Here is a 25,112-nt window from a genome sequence, read left to right on the forward strand (position 1 = left end):
GCGGCGGCGGTACGTGCCGCACCGGCGGCCGGGCGTCCCTCCGAGGCAGCCGGCCGGCCGGCGGGCCACCCTGCCGCCGCGGCCGATGCCTCCGCTGCCGGCGCTGCTGCTGCCGCCGATGCCGGCGCCGGTGATGCCGTCGCCGTCGTCGGGCTCGCCGGGCGCTACCCCGGAGCCGACGACCCGCAGGCGTTCTGGGAGAACCTGCTCGCCGGCAAGGACACCGTGTCCGACCTGCCCACCGACCGCTGGCGGGACCCGGGCGGGGTGCGGGCCCGGGGGCACTTCCTCGACCGGGTCGACTCCTTCGACCCCGCGTTCTTCGGTCTCTCCCCCCGGGAGGCCTCCTTCACCGACCCGCAGGAACGGCTCTTCCTCGAGGTCGCCTGGGAGGCCCTGGAGGACGCCGGGCTCACCGGTGCCCGGCTCGACTCCCTCACCGCGCCGGACGGCGAGCCCCGCAGTGTCGGCGTCTTCGCGGGCATCACCTCCGCCGACTATCCGCTGCTCGGCGCCGAGCGCTGGGCGGCGGGCCACCGGGACATGCCCTCCGGCCACTCCTGGTCGCCGCCCAACCGGCTGTCCTACCTCCTGGACCTGCGCGGCCCCAGCCAGCCGGTCGACACCGCCTGCTCGTCCTCCCTCGTCGCCCTGCACCTGGCCGTCGAGGCGCTCAGGCGCGGCGAGTGCGCGGCCGCGCTCGTCGGCGGCGTCAACCTCTATCTGCACCCCTCACGGTTCCGCATGCTGCGCCAGTCCGGATTCCTCGCCGAGGACGGCCTGTGCCGCAGCTTCGGCGCCGGCGGTGCCGGGTTCGGACCCGGCGAGGGCGCCGGAGCCGTCGTGGTCAAGCCGCTGGCACGGGCCCTCGCCGACGGCGACACCGTGCATGCCGTGATCCGCGGCACCGCCGTCGCCCACGGCGGCCGCACCAACGGCTTCACCGCGCCCAGCCCCCGGGCACAGGCCCGCGTCCTGCGCGAGGCCCTGCGCCGCTCCGGCGTGGACCCGGCCACCGTCAACGTGATCGAGGCCCACGGAACCGGAACCGAACTCGGCGACCCGGTCGAACTCGCCGCTCTGCAGGAGACGTACGGCGCGGGCGGCCCGAGCGCGGCCCCCTGCTCCCTGGGGTCGGTCAAGTCCGCCATCGGCCACGGCGAGTCCGCCGCGGGCATCGCCGCCCTCACCAAGGTGCTGCTCCAGCTGCGCCACGCCACCCTGGCACCCACACTCCACGCCGTCCCCGCCAACCCCGGCCTGGACCTCGCCGGCACCCGCTTCAGGCTCCAGCACCAGGCCGCGCCCTGGCCGCGGCTGCGCGACGCCGCGGGCCGTGAACTGCCCCGGCGCGCGGGCGTCAGTTCCTTCGGCGCGGGCGGCGTCAACGCCCACGCCGTCGTCGAGGAGTGGGCGCCGCGGGCGACGGCCGAGGAGGCCGCCCCCCGGCCGGAGCCACGGCGGCTCTTCGTCCTGTCCGCACCCACCGCCGCCCACCTCGCCGCCACCGCCGGGCGCCTCGCCCGGTGGCTGACCGATACCGGCCACGCCACCCCGCTCGCCGACGTGGCCCGCACCCTGCGTACCGGGCGCGCGGCACGCGAGCACCGCCTCGCCGTCGTCACCGACTCCGCCACCCGGCTCGCCGCGGAACTCGCCCGGTTCGCCCGGGACGGCGCCGCCTCCGACGCACTGCGCACCGGCACCGCCGTCACCTCCCGCGGCCAGGCCCCGGAGACCGGCGACCTGCTGGCCGCGCTGTGGCGGGCGGGCCGCCCGGAGCAGGTCGCCGACCTGTGGGCGACCGGCTGGGAGGTCGACTGGACGGCGCTGGACCCGGACCCGGACCCGGACCCGGGACGCATCGTGGCGGTGCCGCCGTCGGCGTTCCTGCGCGGCCGCCACTGGCTGGCCGACGAGGAGCCCGCCCCGCAGGCCGCCGACCCCGCCGCCGCACCCGCACCCGCACCCGCACCCGCACCCGTGCCCGCACCGGTACCCGTGCCCGCACCCGCACCGGTACCCGACACCGCATCCACCCCCGCACCCATACCCGTGCCCGCACCGGTACCCGACACCGCAACCACCCCCGTACCTGTACCCGTACCAGTACCCGCCCCCGGCGACCCCCGCCTGGCCCGCCTCGTCGCGTTCGTCGGCGAACTGGCCGCAGGACCCGGAGCACAGGGCCCCATCGACACCGCACGCACCCTCGTCGAACTCGGCGTGGACTCCATCGGCGCGATGAACCTCCGCTTCGAGATCACCGAGCGCTTCGGCGAGACCCTCCCGCTGCAGCTGCTCAGCGAGTCCACCGTCGACGAACTCCTCGCCCAGCTGTCCGCCGTGAAGAGCCAGTAGAGGGAACCGGAGATCCCAGTGATGCCGCAGACCGACCCCACCGCCCGGTTCGAGCCCTTCGCCCTCACAGAAGTCCAGGAGTCGTTCTACGTGGGCCGCACGCTCGGAGGCGGTACCGGTGCCGGAACCCAGATCCACCTGGAGTTCGAGGCCGACGCCTTCGACACCGACCGCGCGGAGGCCGCCTGGAACGACGTCGTCGCCGCCACCGACATGCTCCGCGCCCACGTCCTGCCGGACGCGCGGCAGGTGGTGCGCGCACAGGTGCCCGCCCACCGGTTCGCCCGCAGCGACCTGAGCGCCGCGGCCCCCGCCGAACGGGACGCGGAACTGGCGCGGCTGCGCCGGGAGGCACTGGCCGGGTTCGACCCGCACCGCTGGCCGCTGTTCGCGATCCGCGTCGCGCACCTGCCCGGCGGCCGCGCCCGGGTGCTGTTCACGGTGGACGAACTGGTCGCCGACGGGCCGAGCGTGTCGCTGCTGCTCCAGCAGTGGTACCAGCGGTACACGCACGGCACCGCCGTCACCGCGCCCGCGCTCACCTTCCGCGAGTACGTCACCTCCACCGCGGGCACCCCGGTGCCCCAGGAGTCCCTGGCGTACTGGCGCGAACGGCTCGCGGACGTCGACTTCGACCGGCCGCTGCCCCTGGCCGGCGGCGCCGCCGGCGCACCGGCCCACCACAGGCTGGCGCTGCGCCTCGAGCCGGAGCGCTGGGAGCGGGTGAAGGCGGCGGCCAAGGAGGCCAGGGCCACCCCGACCGCCCTGCTGCTCGCGCTGTGCACGGCGGCCGTCCAGAGTTCCGGCGGCGGCGACGCACCGCTGCCCCTCGTGCTCACCACCTACAACCGGCGCCGGGTGCATCGCGATGTGCCGCGCCTGGCCGGCCCGTTCATCTCCACCTCCGTGTTCGTCGCCCCGCCCGTGGCGGGCACGGCGGCAGAGCGCCTCGACCTGGTGCGCGCCCGGCTGTGGCAGGACCTGGAGCACGCGGCGGTCAGCGGTGTGCGGGCCCTGCGCGAGCGGGCGCGGACCGAGCCTGGGCGCCGGGGCCTGGCGGTCCCGATGGTCTTCACCAGCCTCCTCGGCAGCCTGACCACCCTGTCCGACCCGTCCGAGGACACGGACAGCTGGGCGGCCCGGGTGGACCTGGACGCCTCGGCGACGCTCACCTCGGGCGTCCACCTGGAGGCTTGTGTCCAGGAACGCGAAGGGGCACTGCTCCTCTCGTGGGACTTCGCCCCCACGGCCCTGGACCAGGCGCGGACGCGGACCGCGTTCGGCGCGCTGCGCACGGCACTGGAGCGGATCGCGGACGAGGGGACGGACGCCCTCACCCTGCCCGCCGCGCCCACGCCGCCACCCCCCGACGACCCCGACGACACCGGCGGCCCGGTCGACCCCGGCGGCCCGGTCCCCCTGACCGAAGTCCAGTCGGCCTACCTCGTCGGGCGGACCGGCAAGCTCGGCGGCGACGCCGAGACACGCGTGTACCAGGAGTTCCTGCTCGAACCCCGCGCCGTCGACTGGGACATCGACGCTCTCGAGCGGGCCTGGAACCGGCTCGTCGCGCACCACCCCATGCTGCGCGCCGCCGTCCACGAAAACGGCACCCTCACCGTCGCGCCGCCCACCGGCACCTACCGCATCGCCCGCCACGACCTGACCGGGGCCGCCGACGTCGAGGCCGCGCTCGCGGACATCGCCGAGCGGCTGCGCGCCGCCACGTTCCCGCTGGGCGGCAGCCCGATGTACGCCATCGAGGCCAGTGCGCTGCCCGACGGGACCGCCGTGCTGCACGTCCTCCTGGACGCCCTGCTCGCCGACGCCCGCAGCTTCGCCCTCCTGTTCGGGCAGCTCTTCGCCCTCCACGACGGCGACGACTCCGTGCTGACCACCCCCGCCGATCCCATGGCCCATCTGCGCTCGCTCGCCGCACGGCAGCGCACAGCGGCCGGGGAGCGGGCGCGTACCGCCTGGCGCGAGAAGTTCGCCGCGCTGCCGTCGGGGCCCGCCCTGGCCGAGCCCGCCCCCGGCGCCCGGCGCACCCACCGCAGGGCGCCCCTGGGGTCGTGGCGCGCGCTCAGCCGGCGCGCCGCCGCCATCGGCGTCCCCGCCGACCTCGTCCTGCTCACCGCGTACACCGACGAACTGCGCGCCGAGTACGGGGCCGCGGGCCCCTTCACCGTCACCGTCGTGTCCTGGGACCGCCCGGCCGGCCTGCCGGGCGCCGCCGGGATGGTCGCCGACTTCACCCAGCTCGCCTGGGTCACCGTCGACGACACGCTCCCCGACGGCTTCGAGGACCGGGCCCGCGCGCTGTGGGACCGGGTCCGCACCGACCTGGAGCGCGCCGAACTGCGGCCCGGCCTCGGCGAGCTGCGCACCCGGGTGTTCCGCTCCGGCGGCGCGCTGCGGCTGCCGGTCGTCTTCACCCGCGTCCCGGAGATCGACCCGGCCCTGCACCCCGGCGGCGTACGGCTGCGCACCAGCCAGTCGCAGACCGCGCAGGTCCTGCTCGACCACGTGCCGCTGCTCGTCGGCGACGACCTGATGGGACAGTGGGACGCGGCCGACGGCGCCCTCGGACCGGGCCGCCTGGACACGATGTTCGAGCGGTACGCGCGCCGGGTGCGCGCGTTCGTCGCGCCGGAGCACCACGCCCCGGCCGGCCCGGTCGCCGCCGAACCCCACCCGGACGGCGCCGGCGAGGCGCATCCCGCGACCGGGCACGCCGCCACCGCCGCCCGCGGCACCCACCTCGGCCTCGACGTCCTCGCGGACGCCCACGTCGGCGACGACGACCCGGACGGGGCCGGGCCCGCGGACCACGACCCGCCCGCCACCCTCGTCGAGCTCGTCGAGGCCGGGCTCGCCGGGCACGCCGGGCGGGCGGCCGTCCACTACGCCGGGCGCACCCTGACCTACCGCGAACTCGACCACCGCACCGCCCGGCTGGCGCACCACCTGCACGCCCTCGGTATCCGCCCCGGCGACCACGTCGCCGTCCACATGGACCGCTCCGAGCACCTGGTGGCCGCGCTCATCGCCATCGTGCGCGCGGGCGCCGTCTACGTGCCCGTCGACCCCGCCAACCCGCCCGAGCGCGTCCGCTACCTCCTCAAGGACAGCGGCGCCCGGGTCGTCGTCGCGGACGAGGCCCACGCCGCCGTCCCCGCCGAGGCGGGCGCGGTCGTCGTCCGCCTGGACCGGGACGCGGACCGGGCCGTGCTGGAGACGCTGCCCTCCACCCCGCCGGCCGTCTCGGTGGGCCCCGACGACCCCGCCTACACGATCTACACCTCCGGCACGACAGGCAGGCCGAAGGGCTGCCGCAACTCCCAACAGGGCGTCGCCAACCGGCTGTCGTGGATGCAGAACCGGTTCCCGCTCACCCCCGGCGACCGGGTCGCGCAGAAGACGCCGTACGGATTCGACGTCTCGGTCTGGGAGTTCTTCTGGCCGCTGCTCGCCGGCGCATCCATCGTGGTCGCCCGCCCCCAGGGCCACCTGGACCCCGCCTATCTGGCGCGGCTGCTGCGCGAGGAACGGGTGACCGTCACCCACTTCGTGCCCTCCGTGCTCGGCATGTTCCTGCGCCACCCCGGCGCCGCCGAGGCAGACGCCCTGCGCTACGTGTTCACCAGCGGCGAGGCACTGCCCGTCGCCACGATGCGGGAGTTCTTCCAGGTGTACGCGGCCGGGGGAGCCCGCGCCGGCGGAGTCGAGCTGCACAACCTGTACGGTCCGACCGAGGCCGCCGTCGACGTCACGCACTGGGCCTGCCGGCCCGGCTGGGACGAGCCGACCGTGCCGATCGGGCGGCCCGTCGCGCACACCAGCATCCACCTGGTGGACGACCGGCTGCGCCCGGTGGCACCCGGCACGCCCGGGGAGATCGTCATCGGCGGACGCCAGGTCGCGCTCGGCTACCACGAGCGGCCCGCACTGACCGCGGAGCGCTTCGTCGCGTCGCCCTTCCCCCAGCTCGATCCCTCGCCGCGCCTGTACCGCACCGGCGACCTCGGGCAGCTCGGGGAGGACGGCGAGATCCGCTACCTCGGCCGGATCGACGGCCAGTTCAAGCTGCGCGGGCTGCGGATCGAGCCCGAGGAGATCGAGGCGGCCCTCACCGGTGTGCCGGGCATCGCCGAGGCGCGCGTGCTCCCGATCGGCGACGCGGCCTCCGGCGAACAGGCCCTGGCCGCCGTCTGCGTGGCCCGCGAGCCCGGCGACGTCCCGCCCGTCTCCCGCGTCCGGCGCGCTCTGGGCGACACGCTCCCCGCCTACCTGGTGCCGAGCCACTTCCGCTTCGTGGAGGACCTTCCGTTGACGACGAACGGCAAACTCGACCGCCCGGCGGCCGCGCGGCTCTTCGACGCCGAACCGACGGCGGCCCCGGCCCAGGCCCCGGCCCAGGTCCCGGCCCCAGTCCCGGCCCAGGTCCCGGCCCCAGTCCCGGCCCCAGTCCCGGCCCAGGTCCCGGCCCAGGTCCCGGTTCCGGTTCCGGTGACCGGGACCCCTGCGGCTCCGGCGCCCCCCGGTGCGGGGACCGGCACCGGCCCCCGCGCCGACCTCCGCGCCGACCTCCGCGCCGACCTCCGTGCCGCCGTCGCCGGCGTGCTCGGCATCGCCGAACCGGACGGCGGGGCGGACCTGTTCGACCTCGGTGCCACCTCCTTCACCATGATCCGTATCGCGCAGGAGATCGAGCGTCTCACCGGCACCGCCCTGCCCATCGACGCGCTCATCAGCAAGCCGACGCTCGACGCGCTCACCGAGGCCGCCGTCCCGGCACCGGACCGGACGAAGCCCGCCGAGGCCGCCGGCGGGTTCGGCGCCCAGGACGTCGCCCGCACGGCCGCCCACGTGCTCGGCGTGGACCAGGTCGGCCTGGACCGCGACCTGTTCGACCTCGGGGCGACCTCCTTCACGATGATCCGGCTCGCCCAGGAGATCGAGGCGGCGACCGGAACACAGGTCCCCGTCGACGTCCTCATCCTGAGCCCCACCCCGCGCTCCATCGCCCAGAGCCTCGCCGCACCGGCCGCGGACGGCCGGCCCCGCTCCGCCCAGACCGCCCCCGCCACCACCGGCACCGACGTCCGCATCGCCCTTGACCCCCAGGCCAAGGCCGCCTTCAAGGAGGCCCGCGTCGCCGAGCGGCGGCTGCCCGCGTCCCTGCGGCGCGTCCCCGTCCCGCCGGCCGCCCCCGGCGAGGCCCGCGCCCTCTTCGACGCCTCCTCCTTCCGCACGTTCGCGGACGGCCCGCTGCCCGCCCACGACCTGCTCGACCTGCTCGCCACCGTCACCTGGGGCGAGCTCGACGGCCGCGCCAAGCGCCGCTACCCCTCCGGCGGCGGCTTCTACCCCGTCCAGGTGTACGTGTACGTCGCCCCCGGCGCCGTCAAGGACACCGAGCCCGGCCTGTACTACCTGCACCCCGCCGAGCGCGCCCTGATCGCCCTCGCACCCGACGCCCGCTACGGCACCGACCTGCACGTCCTGCACAACCGTGCCCTCGTGGAGAACTCCGGCTTCGGCGTCTTCCTGGTCTCCACCCCGGCCGCCATCGCCCCCGCCTACGGCGAGCGCAACGCCACCCGCTTCTCCACCATCGAGGCCGGGCACATCGCTCAGCTGCTCCTGACGGGCGCCCCGCAGCGGGGGCTCGGCCTGTGCGCGGTCGGCGAGATGGACTTCGACACGGTGCGCGCCGACTTCGGCGTCGACGGCGAACAGGAGCTGCTGCTGTCCCTGTGGGGCGGCGCCCTCACCGGCCAGACCCGCGCCCGCCGCACCGCACTCGCCCCCGGCGACGCCCGGCCGGCGCCCTCGACAGACCGGCCCGCTACCCCCGCCCCCGCCCCCGCCCCCGGCCCCGGTCCGGCGGGCGAGCGCGCCGTCGCCGTCGTCGGCTTCGCCGCCGAACTCCCCGGAGCCCGCACCCTCGACGAACTCGACGACCTCCTCGCCCGCTGCGCCACCGCCATCGGTCCCGCACCCGAGGAACGCTGGGCGCCGCTGCGCGTCCGCGCCCGGCGGGCCGGCGCGGCCGTCGGCGGCTACCTCGACGACGTACTCGCCGCGGAGGCCGACGAGTTCGGCATCCCCGAGGCCGAGGGCATCGCCATCGACCCGCAGGAACGCCTCCTGCTGTCCGTCGTCCGCCGCTGCCTGGAGGACGCCGCGCTCACCCCGGACCACCTCGCGGGCCACGGCCAGGTCGGGGTGTTCGTCGGGTCCATGTGGCAGGACCACGCGCTGTACGGGGTCGCCGCCCGCGCGGGCGAACGGCCCGGGGACAGCACGCACGCCACCCGGGGCGGGCTCGCCCACCGCACCTCGCACGCCTTCGGACTGACCGGCCCCAGCCTGCTCATCGACACCGGGTGCGTGTCCGGGCTCGCCGCCGTGGAGGCCGCCTACCGGGCGGTCGCCGGCGGCCGCTGCGAGGCCGCGCTCGCCGCCGCCTCGAACCTGGTGCTCCACCCCGACCACCTCGACGTCCTGTCCGAGATGGGACTCCTCGCCCCGGACGGCGACTCCTGCGCCTTCACCGACCGGGCCGGCGGCTGGCTGGTCGGCGAGGGCGTCGGCGCCGTCCTGCTCAAGCCCCTGGACCGCGCGCTCGCCGACGGGGACCCGGTGCACGCCGTGCTGCGCGGCGGCTCCCTCCAGCATTCCGGTACGACGCGCCGGTTCGGCATCCCGGACCCGCGGCGGCAGGAGGCCACGATGCGGGCCGCGCTCGACGACGCCGGCCTCGCGCCCGCCGACATCGGCTACGTGGAGGCCGCCGCGGCCGGTGCCGCGCTCGCCGACGCCCTCGAATTCACCGCGCTGGGACGGCTGTTCGGCGGCGACAGCGCCGCCCGGGGCCCGGTGCCGGTCGGCACGGTCAAGCCCCACACCGGTCATCTGGAGGCGGCTTCGGTCTTCGCGCAGCTCGGCAAGGTCGTCGCCCAGTTCCGCCGTGGCGAGGTGTACCCGACCCGGCTCACCTCGGCGGTGAACCCGGCGCTCGCCCGCACCGGCGGCTCGGTCGCCCTGGCCGCCGACGGCGCCGGCCGCTGGCGCACCGCCCCCGACACCCCCCGCCGCGTCCTGGTCAACGGCTTCGCGGGCGGCGGGTCGTACGGCAGCCTCGTCGTCGAGGAACCGCCGGCCGCCGAGCCGGGCCCGGACGAGTGGGGGACCTGGGCGCTGCCGCTGTCCGCGGACACGCCCGAGAACCTCGCCGCGCTCGCCGAGAGCCTGGCCGACGCCTGGGAGCGGACCCCCTCCCTGGGGGCCGGGCGCGTCGCGCGCACCCTGCGCGAGGGCCGCACCGACCGCCCGGCCCGCGCGGGCCTGGTCACCGATGCAGCCGGGGCGGCCCCGGCCCTGCGTGTCCTGGCCCAGCGCGTGCGCACCCGGGGCGCGGGCGTCACCGACGTCAGCGCCCCGGCCCCGGGGGAGGAGGCACTGCTGCGGGCATGGGTGGCGGGGGAGCGGGTCGACTGGCCCCCGATCGCGGCCCCGAAGGCCGCGCTCCCGGCCACCCCCCTGACCCGCACGAGGTACCCGCTGCCGACCGGCCCCACCGGCCCCACCGGCCCCACCGGCCTCACCGACCCGACCGGCTCGACTGCCCCGACCGGCCCGACTGCCCCGACCGGCCTGGCCGCCCCGTCCGCTCCGCCGACCGACGCCAGCCCCGGGCCCGTCACCGCCGGCCCCGGGCCCGTCACCGCGGGCGCCGAGTCCCTCTCCGCCCGCCTCGGCTCCGTCTGGGGCATCGGCCTCGCCCAGTCCCAGTCCCCGTCCCCGGCGGCCCACGCCGCCTCCGAGGGCGTCGGCGCCGCACCCGCCCCGGGCGTCGGCGCCGCACCCGCCCCGGGCGTCGGCGCCGCACCCGCCCCGGGCGCCGACACCTCCGGCTTCCCCCGCCTGGCCCGGCTCGTGGCCGCCGAGCTCGGGGCCGACCCGGGCCGGCTCCACCGCGGACAGGACCTGTTCGCGCTCGGGGCGACCAGCAGGCAGCTGCTGCGCATCGCCGCACGCATCGCCGCCGACGGAGGCCGTCAACTGCCGCTGGAGACCCTGTTCACCGCGGCCGACCTCGGCGACCTCGCCGAGCAGGCCTTCCCCCGACCCGTGACCGTCTGATCTGAAGGCAGTGACTGACCATGACCCGGATCCTCATGTTCCCCGGCCAGGGCGCCCAGCGCGTCGGCATGGGACGGGAGCTGTTCGAGCGCTTCCCCGAGTCGGAGCGGCAGGCGAGCGACGTACTCGGCTACAGCCTGCGCCGGCTGTGCCTGGAGGACCCCGGCGGACAGCTCGGCAACACCCGCTACACCCAGCCCGCCCTGTTCGTCGTCAACGCCCTGGCCCACCGGGCCCACCTGGAGGACGGCGGCGAACGCGCCGGCCTCGCGCTCGGGCACAGCCTCGGCGAGTACAACGCCCTGGAAGCGGCGGGCGCCTTCGGCTTCGCCGACGGGCTGCGGCTCGTCGCCGCGCGGGCCGCGGCGATGGCCGAGATCGCCGGCGGCGGGATGAGCGCCGTCATCGGCCTGCCCGAGCCCCGGCTGCGCTTCCTGCTGCTGCGCGCCGGGTTCGCCTCCCTGGACCTGGCCAACCTCAACACCCCCGGCCAGATCGTCCTCGCGGGCCCGGTGGAGGACCTGGCCGAGGCCGGCCCGATCCTCGAGGACGCCGGCGCCCGCATGGTGCGCCGCCTCGACGTCAGCGGCCCCTTCCACTCGCGCTACATGGCCCCGGCCGCCGAACGGCTCGCTCCCGTCGTCGGGGCGACCGCCTTCGGCCCGCTCACCCACCCGGTGATCGCCAACGCCACCGCCCGCCCCTACGAGCAGGACCGCATCGGCGAGACCCTGCTCCAGCAGATCCATCAGCCGGTGCGCTGGCGCGAGACCGTCGAGGCGATCCTCGACGGCGAGTACGGCCCCGAGCCCGAGTTCACCGAGATCGGCACCGGCAAGGTGCTCGCCGGCCTGCTGCGGCAGATCCGGCGCGAACGGGACCAGGCCCTGGCCGGTGCGGGCGCCCGATGAGCGGTACGCGACCGGTACGCGACCCGCAGATCTGGTTCTGCCCCAACGACGGCCTCGACGTGGCGACCAGCACCCTGCTGGCCCGGCACTGGCTGGACGAGCACGAGCAGGAGATCGCCCGGCGGTTCCTGTTCGAACGCGACCGGCGCCAGTACCTCGTCGCCCACTGTCTGGTGCGGCGCGTGCTGTTCCTGGAGTCCGGCGTCCCGGAGGCCGAGGCCACGATCTGGCGCTCCTCGCGCGGGCGCCCCTTCCTCCGGGCGCCGTCCACCGGCCGCCCCGGCAGCGAGCGCGAACTCGACTTCAACCTCTCGCACGCGCACGGCTACAACGTCGTCGCCGTCGCCCGCGACCGCCGGGTCGGCGTCGACGTCGAGCGCCTGGACCGCAGCGGCGAACGCGGCTTCGAGTGGATCGTGGAGTCCTTCGCCCCCGAGGAGCGCGCCTACCTCGCCGCACTCCCGGCGGGCAGCGGCCGCGACCGGGCCACACTGCGGCTGTGGACGCTGAAGGAGGCCTACGCCAAGGCCCGTGGCCTCGGCCTGGGGCTGCCCTTCGACTCGTTCGCCTTCGAACTCGACGACGAGCAGGGCGTGCTGGGGTTCCGGCCGCCCGAGGACGACAGCGCCGACCGCTGGAGCTTCGCCGAACTGGAGCCGCGCCCGCAGGTGCTGGTCTCCCTCGCCGTGGAGCGCGGACCGGACGGCGCCGCACCGCAGCGGCTCCTGGTCCACGACGGATTCCCCTGGGGCCGGGCGGCACCACACGAGGTGTCGCTGCCCGGCGCGCACCGCGCCCCGCACCCGCTGCCGGGCGCCGCGCGGTGACCGCCCCCCTCGCGGCGAAAGCGCCCCTGACCGGCACACGCCCATGACCGAGGAGCACCGAGGACCGAGGAGCACCCATGACAGCCCTCCGGCAGGAGACCCGCCCCGCGCTCGCCCCGCAGGACTTCCGGGACGCGATGGCGCTGCTGGCCGCGCCGGTCAGCGTCGTCACCGCCCTCGACCCGGACGGGCGGCGGCGCGGCTTCACCGCCAGCTCGGTGACCTCCGTCTCGCTGGACCCACCGCTGATCATGGTCGGTGTCGCGCTGACGTCCAGCTGCCACCCGGCGGTGACGACCGCCGGGGAGTTCGTCCTCAACGTGCTCGGCGAGGGCCACCGGGCCGTCGCCCGGCGCTTCGCCACCCAGGGCGTCGACCGGTTCGCCGGCTGCGGCTTCGCCGACTGGGAGGAGGCCGGCACACCCTGCCTGCCGGACGCGGCGCTCCTCGTACGCTGCCGCACGGCACGGATCGTGCGCGCCGGGGACCACGACCTGATCCTCGGCACGCCGGTGGAGATCCGTACGGGCGACCCGGCGTCCGCGCCCCTGCTGTGGTACCGGCGCGGCTTCCACACCGCTCGCGAGCACGCGAACTGAGACCGGCGGGCCCCCGCCCCGGCGCCGGGCCTACTGGCCCGCCGCCGGACGCGCCATCAGCTGGTCGAAGCGGCGCATCAACTCCTCCTGTTCCAGGGAGAGCCGTTCGATGCGGTGCTGCAGCCGGGCGACCTCCCCGCTCAGACCGAGCACCGTCGCGTCGGGCCCGGCCGGCGCCGCCGCGCCCGTCCGTACCGGCAGCGGCATCGGGTGCACCGAGGCCACCTGCTCGGCCGCGCCCGGCGCCACAAGGCCCGGGTCGTGCCGCAGGATCGCCTCCATCCGGCGGCGCAGTGCGGGGCCCGGCTCCACACCGAGCTCGTGCACCAGGCGCTTGCGCGCCCGGTCGTACACGCTCAAGGCCTCCGCCTGGCGGCCGCACCGGTACAGGGCCACCATCAGCAGGTCGTAGAACCGCTCCCGCATCGGGTGGTCCGTCGTCAGCTCCTCCAGCTCGCCGATGATCTCGCCGTGCCGGGCCGCCCGCAGACACGCGTCGTACAGCGTCTCCAGGACGGTGAGCCGGTGCTCCTCCAGCTGGGCCGCCTCGGCCGCGCAGATGTCCCCGCGGACACTGCCCTCCAGGGCGGGCCCGCGCCACAACGCCAGGGCGCCGCGCAGCACTTCGGCCGCGTGCTCCGGGTCGGACGCCGCGGCGGCCCGGCCCCGGCTGGCCAGCTCGTTGAAGCGGTCCGCGTCGGTGGTGTCCCGGCCCAGGCGCAGGACGTAGCCGAGCGAGCGCGTCACGATCCACTCGTGGTGCTGCTCGCCCGATCCCGGCTCGGGCATGGGCAGCAGCCGGCGCAGCCGCGCCACATGGGCCTGCAGCGCGTTCGTCGCGTTGGCCGGGGGGTGTTCGCCCCACAGCTCGTCGATCAGGCGGTGCACGGACACGATGTGCCCGGACTTCACCACGAGCGCTCCCAGCAGGGCGCGTTGCTTGGCGCCCGTGGGAAGGATCTTCAGACCGGTTCGCTCGTCCTGGATCTCCACGGGACCGAGAATGCGGAACTGCATCTCTCCCTCGCATCTTCCTCGCGCGTCACGCCTGGCGCGTCATTCGAACCGGTCGGGGTCGGTGAATCCCAGCGGGAACGCCGGCTCCTTGCCCTGCACGAGGTCGGCCACCACTTCGCCGACGCCCGTGGCGTGCTTGAAACCGTGGCTGGAGCAGCCCCCCGCGACCACCAGGCGCGGATTGCCGCGCGGCCTGCCGATGACGAACTGGCCGTCGGGCGTGCGCGCGTAGATGTTCGCGGTGGCCCGCGACGGTGCCGGGCCCACGCCCGGCACCGCCCACGCCAGATGCCGCGAGAGCACCGCCCAGTCGGCCGGCGGGACGGACCGGTCCAGCGTCTCGGGGTCCACGATGCGAAAGTGCCTGCCGCCGTCCTCCAGGCCCAGCTTCAGCTCCGTGCGGCCCGGCAGCGTGCCGTGGCCCCAGATCACGTCCCCGCCGTCCAGCTCCCGCATGAACACCGGCAGCCGCCCCAGCGTGAACCGTTCGTCCGGCACCGCGGGCGTGAACCACGTGGTGGGCATCCGCACCACTTCCAGGGGCAGATCGGGCACCAGCCGGCCGAGCCACGGCCCGGCCGTCACCACGGCCTGCCCGGCCCGCAGCACCCGGCCCGCGGCCGTGTGCACCGCGACACCCGAGCCGGTGAACTCCACCGCCGTGACCCGGGTGCCGGTGAGGACCCGCGCGCCCGCGGCCCGGGCCGCCCCGACAGCCGCGCGAATCGTCCTCTCGGGCAGGGTCAGCCCGCCCGCGGGTTCCACCACCGCGATGTGGCCGGGCGCCAGCCCGTCGTGGGCCGGGGACCGGCGGCGCAGCGCGTCCTGGCCCAGCACCTCGATGTCCAGGCCGTGCGCACGGGCGGCCCGCAGGGCGCCGTCCACGATCCGGCCGTCCTCGGGCCCGATCAGCATCGCGCCGGTCGGCTCCAGAAGACGGGTGCCCGTCTCGCGCTCCAGCCGCTGCCACAGCTCGCGCGAGCGCCGCGCCAGCGGCACCAGACCGGGGTGCTCCAGGCACGCCGTGCGGAACATCCGGCTCTCGCCGGACGAGGAACCGTTGAGGTTGGCAAGGCCGTAGCGCTCGACGCCGACGACCCGCAGGCCGCGCCGGGCCAGCTGCCACAGGGCGCTCGCGCCCCAGGCCCCCAGACCGACGACGGCGATGTCCGCCGCGGCGATGTCCGCCGCGGCGAGGTCCGCCCCGCTCACGCCGGCCTCACCGCCGAGCCCGCCCGGGCCGGCCCCAGCGCCGCCGCCGCGTCCTGGGCCACCAGGCCGAGCAGCGGACGCGGATCGGCCTGGAAGTAGAAGTGGCCGCCCTCGAACATCCGCAGCCCCTGGAAACGCTCGGCATGCGGCTCCCATCCCGCCAGCCGCTCCGCCGGGACGACGACGTCCTGCCTGCCGCCGTACACCGCCACCGGCATCGGCAGCGCGGGAGCGCCCGGCAGCGGGCGCCAGCTCTCCACCAGCTTCAGGTCGCCCCGGATCGCCGGGGCGAACATCGCCCACAGATCGGCGTCCCGCAGCACCTCCAGGGGTGTGCCGCCCATCGCCGCGAGATGCACCCGCAGCTCCTCGTCGGGCAGCTCGTGACGGCGGGTGCCCTCACCCTGGGGGCGGGGACCGCCGCGCGCCGACAGACCCAGCCACACGGGCAGCAGGCCGCCCCGGGCCATCAGCTGCTGGGTCATCTCGTAGGAGACCAGGGCGCCCATGCTGTGCCCGAAGAACGCGAACGGGCCGGTGAGATCGCCGGCCAGGCGGCGCAGGAAGAACGCGGCGAGCTCGCGGGCGTCGTCGATGTGCGGCTCGCCCGCCAGCCGGCCGCGGCCGGGCACGTCGAGCAGGCGCACGTCCCAGCCCGCGGGCAGCAGCCCGGGCCAGTCGCGGTACAGCAGATGGGAGCCGCCCGCGTGGTGGAGGACGAACAGGCGCAGCGGCCGCTCGTGATTGCCGTACATTCCGCTTCCCCTCACGCCGCCGCCGCCAGGCCGTCGCCGGTGAAGGCGGGGGCGACCCGGTCGGCGAACAGCTCCATGGCGCGCTCGGCGCGCTCGTACGGCAGGTGGCCGGGGTTGAACTGCAGGCTCAGGCAGATGTCCAGGCCGTACCAGCCGCCGACCGTCTCGATCTGCGCCCGGACGTCGTCGGGCGTCCCGGCCAGCACCTTGTGGTCGGCGAGGGCCCGGTCGAAGTCGTAGGCGCGGGCCTTCTCGGCGAACTTCTCGTACCCCGGGTACTGGGCGGACCGCGCGCTCGCCCAGGAGGCGACGGCCCCGGCCATCATCTCCACGTAGTTCCGCTCGTTGGCGCGGGCGTCGGCGAGCGCCTGCTCGCGGTCCTCGCCGAGGTAGCAGGTGTACTTGATCTGGATGCGGCCCGGGCCCGCGTGACCCGCGGCGCGGCGCGCCGCGCGGTAGGCGGCGGTCATCTCCGTCAGCTGCTGCCGGCTGGTCACCGACGGCACGACCTGGAGGTGGTGGCCCTGCGTACCGGCCAGAGCACACGACTCGGTGCTCGTCGCCGACGCGACGAACACCGGCGGGTGCGGGCGCTGGTAGGGCCGGGGGAAGCCGGTGACCGGGCCGAACCGGTGCACCGCACCCTCGAAGCGGACCTCCTCGCCGCTCCACAGGGCGACACAGGCGTCCACGACCTCGGTGAACCGGGCGCGGCTCTCACCCATGTCGACCCCGAACAGTTCGAACTCGTCGGGCAGGAAGCCGCGGCCGAACCCCACGTCGAGCCGGCCGTGGCAGAGGTTGTCGAGCAGCGCCAGACGCGCCGCGATCTGCACGGGATGGGCGAACGACGCGATCACCGCCCCGGTCGCCAGGCGTATCCGGCTGGTGCGGGCGGCGGCGGCCGCCAGGAACACCACCGGATCGGGGCTGTAGCCCCCGTAGGGGGAGCCGTAGTGCTCGACCGTCTGGACGTGCTGGAAGTCGAGCGCCTCCGCCAGCTCGATCAGCTGGAGGCTCTCGTCGTAATAGGTGTTCGCACTCTTCTTTTCCGGGTCGATGACCGGGAAGAAGTTGACGCCGAATTCCATGGGGGCTCCGTCTGGTGATCCGATTCCGGCTTTCGGCTTTCGGACCATAGGCGGTGCGCGGCGGCGGCGGGCCGGATACGAGCGGCCCTCCAGGGGTCTTGAACGCGGTCTTGAGTTCTTGTCAGGCGGCGCCGGCCGCGTTCGGGGCGGAGAGCAGCTGCCACCAGTGCCCCAGCGTGGGACGTGCCATCAGCTCGGGAAAGCCGACCTCGACCCCGCGCCGGTGCCATGCGGAGATCAGCTGCATCGTGCTGATCGAATCGAGCCCGTGATCGACCAGATCCTCGTCCTCGCCCGGGAGTTCGGCCGGCTCCACCTGCATGGCGCGGGCGACCATCTGCCGCAGCAGCTGCCGGGTGACCGGGTCCGCGCCGGCCTGAGCCTCATCTGTGGAATAGGTCTCCATGGTGCCGCAACCTAACAGCGCCCCGCCGCCGCCCGGAAGTTTCTCCGAATTCCGTTCCGCACACATCAGGTATCTGTCAGCGGCCCGTCAGAAGGAGACTGTCGAGAACCGCATGAAAACCACTGGAGACCGGTGAGGAAAAAGGTGGAGAGCGGCTACGGTCCCTCTCGTCCATCGATCGGGGAACAAGGACAGCGACCCCTTGCGTGGCGCAATATCGACCCCCATCGGATACCGGTACGGAGGAAACCATGAAGATTCAGGTTCTGGGTCCGCTGAGTGCCGCCGCCAACGGGATGTCGATCGTTCCGACGGCGGGCAAGCCACGGCAGATCCTCGCACTGCTCGCGCTCTACCCGGGCCGGGTCATGCCCGTGCCCACCCTCATGGAGGAGATCTGGGGCACCGAACTCCCGCAGAGCGCCCTCACCACACTGCAGACCTACATACTCCAGCTGCGCCGCAGACTGGGAACCGCCATGGGGCCGGGGACACCCCACACCGCCAAGGACGTGCTGGCCACCCGGCACGGCGGCTACCTCCTGCAGATCCCGCCGGAGGCCGTCGACGTCAACCAGTACGAGCGTCTGGTCGCCGAGGGGCAGCAGGCCTTCGACGAGGGCGCGGACGACAAGGCGGCCGGCACCTACCGCGAGGCCCTCGGCCTGTGGCAGGGCAACGCGCTCGTCGACGTACGCCTCGGGCCCATCCTGGAGATAGAGGTCATGCGCCTGGAGGAGAGCCGGCTCGTCACCCGTGAGCGCCGCATCGACGCCGACCTGCGCCTGGGCCGCCACGGCGAAGTCATCGCGGAACTCACCGATCTGATCGCCCGCCACCCCCAGCACGAGGGGCTGCACTCGCAGGCCATGGTGGCGCTCTACCGCTCCGGCCGGCAGGCGACCGCGCTCGACGTCTACCACCGCCTGCGCCGGCGCCTCATCGAGGAGCTCGGCGTCGAGCCGGCGCCGCAGCTGCAGCGGCTGCATCACGCGATGCTCGCCGTCGACCCGCAGCTCGACGTCGCCTCCGGGTCCCGCCGCTCCTCCACGTTCGACCTGTACGCGGCCTGAACGAGCCGTCGGCCGGCCACCGCAGCACCCCTGCACTGGCTGGTTCAAGTCGTTCTCCAGGCGCGTCCGCGAGGCTCGGGTGCCATGAACGTAAGGCTGTACTGCTTCGCGCACGCCGGTGCCGGGGTGTCGAGCTTCGGCCGCTGGCAGCAGCGCTCGGGGCCGGGCGTCGACATCGTTCCCGTGCTGCTGCCCGGGCGCGAGACCCGGCGCGGTGAGCCGAGGCTGACCGGGCGCGACGGGCTCCTCGGCGATCTGCTCGGCCCACTGGCCGACGCCGCCGCCGACGGCCCGTACGCCCTGTACGGGCACAGCCTCGGCGGCACCGTCGCCTACACCCTCACCCGCGCCCTGCTCGCCGCCGGCCTGCCGGGACCCGAACTGCTCGCCGTCGGCGCCTGTCCCGCCCCGCACACCCTCGCGCCCGGCGGCGGCGACCTCACCGACGAGCAACTGCTGCGCTTCGTCGGCGACCTGGGCTCCGCGCCGGGCGGCCCGCTCGCCGAGACCCACAGCGTGTGGCACCGCGCCGTCCTGCCCGTACTGCGGGACGACCTCGTACTGGCCCGGGCCCTGCGCGCCGCCGCCATGGACGCCTCCACCGGAGGCCCCCTGCCGGTGCCCGTGCTCGCCGTCGACGGCCGCGACGACCCCGTGGCCGGGCCCGCCGCGCTGGACGGCTGGCGGCAGTGGACCACCGGCCGCTTCGTACGCCGCACCGTCGCGGGCGACCACTTCTTCGTTCGCGGCCGGGAGATCCCCCGGCTCATCGGGCGTGCCTGCCGCGTGGCGCGCCGCGCCGCGCTCATACCTGTACCTGCTGGAGGACAACTGTGAGGGACTACCGATGAGACGGGTCGTCATCACCGGCATCGGGGTCGTCGCCCCCGGCGGCGTGGGCACCGACAAGTACTGGGAGACGCTCACGGCGGGCCGTACGGCCACCCGCGGCATCACCCTGTTCGACGCGTCCTCGTTCCGCTCGCGCATCGCCGCCGAGGCGGACTTCGACCCGGCCGCGCACGGCTTCACCCCCCAGGAGGCCGCCCGCCTGGACCGGGCCGCCCAGTTCGCGCTGACCAGCGCCCGCGAGGCGGTCGCCGACGCCGGGCTGAGCGGGGAACTCGACCCCGTGCGCACCGGCGTCACCCTCGGCAGCGCGGTCGGCTGCACCACCGGCCTCGACAACGAATACAAAGTCGTCAGCGAGAACGGCTCCACCTGGGAGGTCGACCACACCAGGGCGGTCGCCCACCTCTTCGACTACTTCGTGCCCAGCTCCATGGCCGCCGAAGTGGCCCTGGCCACCGGCGCCCAGGGCCCCGTCTCCCTCGTCTCCACCGGCTGCACCTCCGGCCTGGACTCCATCGGCCACGCCGTCGACCTGATCCGCGAGGGCAGCGCCGACGTGATGGTCTCCGGAGCCACCGAGGCGCCGATCTCCCCGATCACCGTGGCCTGCTTCGACGCCATCAAGGCGACGAGCCCCCGCAACGACGACGCGGCGACCGCCTCCCGCCCCTTCGACCGCACCCGCAACGGCTTCGTGCTCGGCGAGGGCTCGGCCGTCCTGATCCTGGAGGAGTTCGAGCACGCCCGCCGCCGCGGCGCCCACATGTACGCGGAGATCGCCGGGTTCGCCGGGCGCTCCAACGCCTACCACATGACCGGTCTGAAGTCCGACGGCGAGGAGATGGCCGAAGCCATCCGGGCCGCGCTCGACGAGGCGCGCCTGAACCCCACCGCCGTCGACTACATCAACGCCCACGGCTCCGGCACCAAGCAGAACGACCGCCACGAGACCGCGGCCTTCAAGCGGAGCCTGGGCGAGCACGCCTACCGGACGCCCGTCAGCTCCATCAAGTCGATGATCGGGCACTCCCTCGGCGCGATCGGCTCCCTGGAGGTGGCCGCGAGCGCCCTGGCCATCGAGCACAACACCGTGCCGCCGACGGCGAACCTGCACGAGCCCGACCCGGCCTGCGACCTCGACTACACCCCGCTGACCGCACGCGAGCAGCGCACCGACACCGTGCTCAGCGTCGGCAGCGGCTTCGGCGGCTTCCAGAGCGCCATCGTCCTGACCCGGCCGCGACCGAAGGAGGCAGCATGAGCACGGCCACGCCCGAGCACTCCACCGCCCCGGGCCCCGCCCCGTCCACCACGGCCCCCCTCGTCACCGGCATCGGCGTCGCCGCCCCCAACGGCCTGGGCGCGAAGGCCTGGTGGGACGCCGTGCTGCGGGGCGAGAGCGGCATCCGCCCCCTCACCCGCTTCGACGCGTCCCGCTATCCGGTACGCCTGGCGGGCGAGGTCCCCGGCTTCGTCGACGAGGACCATCTGACCAGCCGGCTCCTGCCGCAGACCGACCGGGTCACCCGGCTCTCCCTGGCCGCCGCCCAGGAGGCCCTCGACGACGCCGGCACCGACCCGGCCGCCCTGCCCGACTACAGCGCGGGCGTGGTCACCGCAAGCTCGGCGGGCGGCTTCGAGTTCGGCCAGCGCGAGCTGCAGGCGCTGTGGAGCAAGGGCGGCCAGCACGTCAGCGCCTACCAGTCCTTCGCCTGGTTCTACGCCGTCAACACCGGCCAGATCTCCATCCGGCACGGGCTGCGCGGCTCCAGCGGAGTCGTCGTCTGCGAACAGGCGGGCGGCCTCGACGCCGTCGCGCACGCCCGCCGCCAGATCCGCCGGGGCAGCCGCATGATGATCACCGGCGGCGTCGACTCGGGCCTGTGCCCGTGGGGCTGGGCCGCCCACCTGGCGGGCGGCGGCCTCAGCACCGTCGACGACCCGGCGCGCGCCTACCTGCCGTTCTCCGCCGAGGCCACCGGGCACGTCGTCGGAGAGGGCGGTGCGCTGTTCGTCCTGGAGGACGCCGCGTCCGCCCGCGCCCGCGGCGCCGACGCCTACGGCACCGTCGCCGGATACGCCGCCACCTTCGACGGCCCGGGCACCCCCCGGCTCGCCGACGCCGCCCGGCTCGCGCTCGCCGACGCCGCCGTGCGGCCCGACGAGATCGACCTGGTGTTCGCCGACGCGGCCGGCGAGCGGGCCGCCGACCGGGCCGAAGCGGCCGCGCTCGCCGAGGTGTTCGGCGCGTACGGCGTGCCGGTCACCGCCCCCAAGTCGATGACCGGGCGCCTCCTGGCGGGAGGCGCCTCGCTCGACCTGGCAGCCGCCCTGTTCGCCGTGCGGGACCAGGTGATCCCGCCGACCACCGGCACCGAACACCCCGCCGACGACTGCCCCCTCGACCTGGTCACCACCACCCGCACCGGGGTCCGGCTGCGCCACACGCTGGTCCTCGCACGAGGCCGCGGCGGATTCAACTCCGCGGCGGTCGTCAGCGCCCCGCCCCGACGCCCGTGACGGGCGCCGCCCGCCCCGCCACGGCGCCGGCGGCCACCCGCCCCGGCAGCCCGAGAACCGAATGGAGTCACGTCATGGACCACCTCGAACTGAGCGACCTGAGGGCCCTGCTGCGCGAGTGCGCGGGCGAGGAGGAGGGCATCGACCTGGACGGGGACGTCATCGACGTCCCGTTCATCGAACTCGGCTACGACTCACTCGCCATCCTGCAGACCACCGGGCGCATCGAGCGCGACTACGGCATCACCCTCGACGAGGAGAGCTTCGACGAGGCCGAGACCCCGCGCGACTACCTCGCCCTGATCAACCGGACCCTGTCCGCCGCGGCCGCGGCCGCGGCCTGAAAGCCATGACCGAACGGGCCGGGCACACCGACACCACCCGCGCCGACGTCTGCGTCGTCGGCGCGGGCCCGGCAGGACTCGCCCTGAGCCTGATGCTGCTGCGCTCCGGCGTCACCGTCACACTCCTGGAGAAGTCGACCGCCTTCGCCCGCGACTTCCACGGCGAGATCCTCCAGCCGGGCGGCCAGCGGATCCTGGACGAGCTGGGCGTGCTGGCGGCCGCACGCCGCCGCGGCGCCCGCGCCCTGCACGGCTTCCAGGTCCTGGAGCGGGGCCGCGTCCTGCTCGACATCGACTACCGGCGCCTGGACGCCCCCTACGACCACCTCCTCGCGCTGCCCCAGCGCCATCTGCTCGGCGAACTGCTCACCGCCTGCTCACGGCTGCCCGGCTTCACCTACCTCGACGGGCACCGGGTCCACGCCCTCCTCCAGGAGCACGGGCGGTACACGGGGGCCGTGGCGAGAGCGCCCGGCGGGCACCGCACCCGCGTGCGCGCCCAGGTGGTCGTCGCCGCCGACGGACGGTTCTCCAGGACCCGCGCCCTGGCCGGCATCGACGCCGGCCGCACCGAGGCGTTCCGGCAGGACCTGGTGTGGTTCTCGCTGCCCGCGCCCGGCCGCGCCACCGGGCGCGTGCGCATCCACCGCGCGGCGGGCACGGCCGTACTCGTCCACGACACCCACCCCGACCGGCTCCGCATCGGCTGGACGCTGCCGCACCGCGGCTGGTCCGCCGTCGCCGACCGCGGCATCAGCGCCGTCAAGACCCAACTGGCGGCAGCCGTACCGGAGTTCGCCGACCTCATCGACACGCACCTGCGGAGCCTGTCGGATCTGACACTGCTCGACGTGTTCGCGGCCCGCGCCGAGCAGTGGGCGCGCGACGGACTCGTCCTGGCCGGGGACAGCGCCCACACCCACGGGCCGCTCGGCGCCCAGGGCATCAACCTCGCGCTGCAGGACGCCGCCGTCCTGCACCCCGTCCTCGTCGACGCGCTGCGCGCGGGCGACGTCGGCCGCGCACGCCTCGCCCGATTCGAGGAACTGCGTGCCCCCGCCGCCGACGCGGTGACCCGCACCCAACGCCTGCAGGCCAAGGCGTTCTTCGGCTCCGCCGGACGCGCCGCGACGTTCGCGCGGGCCCGCGCCGCGGCACTGGTCACCCGCACCCCGGCCGGGGCGCGCATCACCTCCCTGATCGCCCACGGCCGCACCCCCGTCCGGGTACGGACCGATCTCTTCACCGCGACCCCCGCCCACCAGCCCCTCGTCCAGACATATGAGAAAGGTGCACGATGACTGCTCCCAGCCGTCGGCGCTTCGTCGCCGGGTCGTTCACGGCGGGTGCCGCCGCCGGGCTCGCCGCCGCGGGCCTGCCCACCACCGCCCGCGCCGCGACACCGGCCGCCGCCCCGGCCCCCCGCACCGCCGCCCAGGCCGCCGCCCCGGCCCCCCGGGTCACACCCGGCGACCCGCGCTACGCGGACCTGGCCGTGCGCGGCAGCAACAAGCGGTTCACCGCGCACCCGGACGTCTTCCGCCCGGTCACCACCACGCGGCAGGTCGTCGATGCCGTCGCCGACGCCGTACGGCAGCGCAAGCGCATCGCGGTGCGCAGCGGCGGCCACTGCTACGAGAACGTCGTCGGCGACCCGGCCGTCCGCGTCGTCATCGACCTCGGCGCCATGGACGCCGTCACCTACGACGCCGGCCGCCGAGCCTTCATGATCGAGGCCGGCGCACGGCTGATGGACGTCTACCGGGCGCTGTTCGAGGGCTGGGGCGTCACCCTGCCCGGCGGCGCCAGCGCCACCGTCGGCTTCGGCGGCCACATCGCCGGCGGCGGCTACGGCGCCCTCACCCGCGCACACGGCCTGGCCGCCGACCACCTGTACGCGGTCGAGGTCGTGGTCGTCGACGCCTTCGGATGCGCCCGCGCCGTCGTCGCCACCCGCGAGAAGGACGACCCGCACCGCGACCTGTGGTGGGCCCACACCGGCGGAGGCGGCGGCAACTTCGGTGTCGTCACCCGCTACTGGTTCCGCTCCCCGCACGCCACCGGCACCGACCCGGCGCAGCTGCTGCCGCGCCCGCCCGCCACGATCCTGTCCAACGCGGTGATCTTCCCGCGCGAGGGCATGGACAAGGCGGCGTTCGGCCGGCTCGTGCGCAACCACGGGCTGTGGCACGAGCGCAACAGCGGCGCCGACTCCCCGTACACCGGCCTGTACAGCGGACTCGTCCTGCCCGGCCGGCTCAAGGAGAACGACCCCGGCCAGAGCGCCATCGTCTTCACCCACCTCGACGCCACCCTGCCCGACGCCCCCGAACTCTTGCGGAGGTACGTGGACGAACTCACCGACGGCGTCGGCGTCACCCCCTACATCACCGACACGGCCTCCGACGCGTGGCTGACCGCGACGCTCGCGCTGGCCGAGTCGCAGGACACCGACAAGGGCCGCCAGAAGATCAAGTCGGCCTATCTGCGCCGGAGTTTCACCGACGCGCAGATCGACGCCCTCTACACCCACCTGAACACGGCCGACCACCGCCACGAGTCGGCGTCCGTGTCCATCCAGTCCTTCGGCGGCCACGCCAACACCCTCCCTGCGCACGCCACAGCCGGCTCCCACCGCGACTCCGTCCTCAACGTCATCTTCATGAACACCTGGCAGGACCCGCAGGCCGACGCCGACAGCATCGGCTGGCTGCGCCGCCTGTACCGGGACGTGTTCGCGTCGACCGGAGGCGTGCCCGTCCCGGGCCGCGGCAGCGACGGCTGCTACATCAACTACCCGGACATCGACCTGGCCGATCCCGAGTGGAACTCCTCGGGCGTTTCGTGGCAGCGGCTCTACTACAAGGACAACTACCCCCGCCTCCAGCGGATCAAGGCCGAGTGGGACCCGCGCGGCGTGTTCCGCCAGACGCTGGGCATCCGCCCCGCATAGCCCCGCACACGCATCGGGCCCGCCGGACGCAGCCGTCCGG

Annotated in this window: 17 protein-coding genes; 12 read left to right on the forward strand and 5 right to left on the reverse strand. The window is 75.2% G+C overall.

Going from position 1 to position 25,112, the window contains the following annotated elements; genetic code table 11:
• The 5 genes from ACFU53_RS32155 to ACFU53_RS32175 all read left to right on the forward strand — a co-directional run.
• Positions 1–2,361, forward strand: a 2,361-nt coding sequence (locus tag ACFU53_RS32155) for a beta-ketoacyl synthase N-terminal-like domain-containing protein (RefSeq protein WP_384000281.1), incomplete at its 5' end; no start/stop codon positions are given.
• Between the two features lie 21 nt (positions 2,362–2,382).
• Complete coding sequence (locus ACFU53_RS32160; RefSeq protein ID WP_384000284.1) at positions 2,383–10,512, forward strand: amino acid adenylation domain-containing protein; 8,130 nt, start codon at positions 2,383–2,385, stop codon at positions 10,510–10,512.
• A 20-nt stretch (positions 10,513–10,532) separates the two neighbouring features.
• Positions 10,533–11,423, forward strand: coding sequence for an ACP S-malonyltransferase (fabD, locus tag ACFU53_RS32165; protein ID WP_384000286.1), 891 nt, complete (start codon positions 10,533–10,535; stop codon positions 11,421–11,423).
• Positions 11,420–12,250, forward strand: coding sequence for a 4'-phosphopantetheinyl transferase family protein (locus ACFU53_RS32170; RefSeq protein ID WP_384000289.1), 831 nt, complete (start codon positions 11,420–11,422; stop codon positions 12,248–12,250). Before fabD ends, ACFU53_RS32170 begins: the two co-directional genes overlap by 4 nt.
• Before the next feature lie 77 nt (positions 12,251–12,327).
• Positions 12,328–12,849 carry a flavin reductase family protein gene (locus ACFU53_RS32175; protein ID WP_384000291.1) on the forward strand — a complete coding sequence of 174 codons (522 nt, stop codon included), beginning with the start codon at positions 12,328–12,330 and terminating at the stop codon, positions 12,847–12,849.
• A gap of 30 nt (positions 12,850–12,879) precedes the next feature.
• On the opposite strand, the gene ACFU53_RS32180 is transcribed toward ACFU53_RS32175, so the two are convergent.
• The 5 genes from ACFU53_RS32180 to ACFU53_RS32200 all read right to left on the reverse strand — a co-directional run bounded on the left by ACFU53_RS32180 (position 12,880) and on the right by ACFU53_RS32200 (position 17,330).
• Positions 12,880–13,866, reverse strand: a complete 987-nt coding sequence (locus tag ACFU53_RS32180) for a BTAD domain-containing putative transcriptional regulator (RefSeq protein WP_384000294.1) — start codon at positions 13,864–13,866, stop codon at positions 12,880–12,882.
• A 39-nt stretch (positions 13,867–13,905) separates the two neighbouring features.
• Complete coding sequence (solA, locus tag ACFU53_RS32185; protein ID WP_384000297.1) at positions 13,906–15,078, reverse strand: N-methyl-L-tryptophan oxidase; 1,173 nt, start codon at positions 15,076–15,078, stop codon at positions 13,906–13,908.
• A complete protein-coding gene (locus ACFU53_RS32190) occupies positions 15,075–15,833 on the reverse strand; it encodes a thioesterase II family protein (RefSeq protein ID WP_384000300.1) in 759 nt (252 codons plus the stop codon). Before ACFU53_RS32190 ends, solA begins: the two co-directional genes overlap by 4 nt.
• Positions 15,834–15,844: 11 nt before the next feature.
• Positions 15,845–16,924: an LLM class flavin-dependent oxidoreductase gene (locus ACFU53_RS32195; RefSeq protein ID WP_384000303.1), complete on the reverse strand. Its 1,080-nt coding sequence runs from the start codon at positions 16,922–16,924 to the stop codon at positions 15,845–15,847.
• Between the two features lie 121 nt (positions 16,925–17,045).
• Complete coding sequence (locus ACFU53_RS32200; RefSeq protein ID WP_384000306.1) at positions 17,046–17,330, reverse strand: phosphopantetheine-binding protein; 285 nt, start codon at positions 17,328–17,330, stop codon at positions 17,046–17,048.
• 251 nt (positions 17,331–17,581) lie between these two features.
• Between ACFU53_RS32200 and ACFU53_RS32205 the strand changes: the two genes are divergently transcribed.
• From ACFU53_RS32205 to ACFU53_RS32235, 7 genes are all read left to right on the forward strand, one after another.
• The gene (locus ACFU53_RS32205) at positions 17,582–18,403 is read left to right on the forward strand and encodes a BTAD domain-containing putative transcriptional regulator (RefSeq protein WP_384000309.1); all 822 of its coding nucleotides are present in this window, start codon (positions 17,582–17,584) and stop codon (positions 18,401–18,403) included.
• Positions 18,404–18,487: 84 nt separating this feature from the next.
• A complete protein-coding gene (locus ACFU53_RS32210; RefSeq protein WP_384000312.1) occupies positions 18,488–19,240 on the forward strand; it encodes a thioesterase II family protein in 753 nt (250 codons plus the stop codon).
• A gap of 10 nt (positions 19,241–19,250) precedes the next feature.
• Entirely contained in the window at positions 19,251–20,516 is a 1,266-nt protein-coding gene (locus tag ACFU53_RS32215; RefSeq protein ID WP_384000315.1) for a beta-ketoacyl-[acyl-carrier-protein] synthase family protein, read from the forward strand.
• A complete protein-coding gene (locus tag ACFU53_RS32220; protein WP_384000318.1) occupies positions 20,513–21,775 on the forward strand; it encodes a ketosynthase chain-length factor in 1,263 nt (420 codons plus the stop codon). The genes ACFU53_RS32215 and ACFU53_RS32220 overlap by 4 nt, the downstream gene beginning before the upstream one ends.
• Positions 21,776–21,849: 74 nt before the next feature.
• Positions 21,850–22,119, forward strand: a complete 270-nt coding sequence (locus tag ACFU53_RS32225) for an acyl carrier protein (protein WP_384000321.1) — start codon at positions 21,850–21,852, stop codon at positions 22,117–22,119.
• 5 nt (positions 22,120–22,124) lie between these two features.
• Positions 22,125–23,420, forward strand: coding sequence for an FAD-dependent monooxygenase (locus ACFU53_RS32230; protein ID WP_384000324.1), 1,296 nt, complete (start codon positions 22,125–22,127; stop codon positions 23,418–23,420).
• Entirely contained in the window at positions 23,417–25,072 is a 1,656-nt protein-coding gene (locus tag ACFU53_RS32235; protein WP_384000327.1) for an FAD-binding oxidoreductase, read from the forward strand. The genes ACFU53_RS32230 and ACFU53_RS32235 overlap by 4 nt, the downstream gene beginning before the upstream one ends.
• Positions 25,073–25,112 lie beyond the last annotated feature (40 nt).

It is taken from the genome of Streptomyces sp. NPDC057474 (genome assembly GCF_042802555.1).
Taxonomy (GTDB): domain Bacteria; phylum Actinomycetota; class Actinomycetes; order Streptomycetales; family Streptomycetaceae; genus Streptomyces.

Bases quoted from the DNA above. Each gene is read 5' to 3' on its own strand.
- ACFU53_RS32160 (WP_384000284.1), top strand. From the start codon at position 2,383: ATGCCGCAGACCGACCCCACCGCCCGGTTCGAGCCCTTCGCCCTCACA.
- fabD (WP_384000286.1), top strand. From the start codon at position 10,533: ATGACCCGGATCCTCATGTTCCCCGGCCAGGGCGCCCAGCGCGTCGGC.
- ACFU53_RS32170 (WP_384000289.1), top strand. From the start codon at position 11,420: ATGAGCGGTACGCGACCGGTACGCGACCCGCAGATCTGGTTCTGCCCC.
- ACFU53_RS32175 (WP_384000291.1), top strand. From the start codon at position 12,328: ATGACAGCCCTCCGGCAGGAGACCCGCCCCGCGCTCGCCCCGCAGGAC.
- ACFU53_RS32180 (WP_384000294.1), bottom strand. From the start codon at position 13,866: ATGCAGTTCCGCATTCTCGGTCCCGTGGAGATCCAGGACGAGCGAACC.
- ACFU53_RS32190 (WP_384000300.1), bottom strand. From the start codon at position 15,833: ATGTACGGCAATCACGAGCGGCCGCTGCGCCTGTTCGTCCTCCACCAC.
- ACFU53_RS32195 (WP_384000303.1), bottom strand. From the start codon at position 16,924: ATGGAATTCGGCGTCAACTTCTTCCCGGTCATCGACCCGGAAAAGAAG.
- ACFU53_RS32200 (WP_384000306.1), bottom strand. From the start codon at position 17,330: ATGGAGACCTATTCCACAGATGAGGCTCAGGCCGGCGCGGACCCGGTC.
- ACFU53_RS32205 (WP_384000309.1), top strand. From the start codon at position 17,582: ATGAAGATTCAGGTTCTGGGTCCGCTGAGTGCCGCCGCCAACGGGATG.
- ACFU53_RS32210 (WP_384000312.1), top strand. From the start codon at position 18,488: ATGAACGTAAGGCTGTACTGCTTCGCGCACGCCGGTGCCGGGGTGTCG.
- ACFU53_RS32215 (WP_384000315.1), top strand. From the start codon at position 19,251: ATGAGACGGGTCGTCATCACCGGCATCGGGGTCGTCGCCCCCGGCGGC.
- ACFU53_RS32220 (WP_384000318.1), top strand. From the start codon at position 20,513: ATGAGCACGGCCACGCCCGAGCACTCCACCGCCCCGGGCCCCGCCCCG.
- ACFU53_RS32225 (WP_384000321.1), top strand. From the start codon at position 21,850: ATGGACCACCTCGAACTGAGCGACCTGAGGGCCCTGCTGCGCGAGTGC.
- ACFU53_RS32230 (WP_384000324.1), top strand. From the start codon at position 22,125: ATGACCGAACGGGCCGGGCACACCGACACCACCCGCGCCGACGTCTGC.
- ACFU53_RS32235 (WP_384000327.1), top strand. From the start codon at position 23,417: ATGACTGCTCCCAGCCGTCGGCGCTTCGTCGCCGGGTCGTTCACGGCG.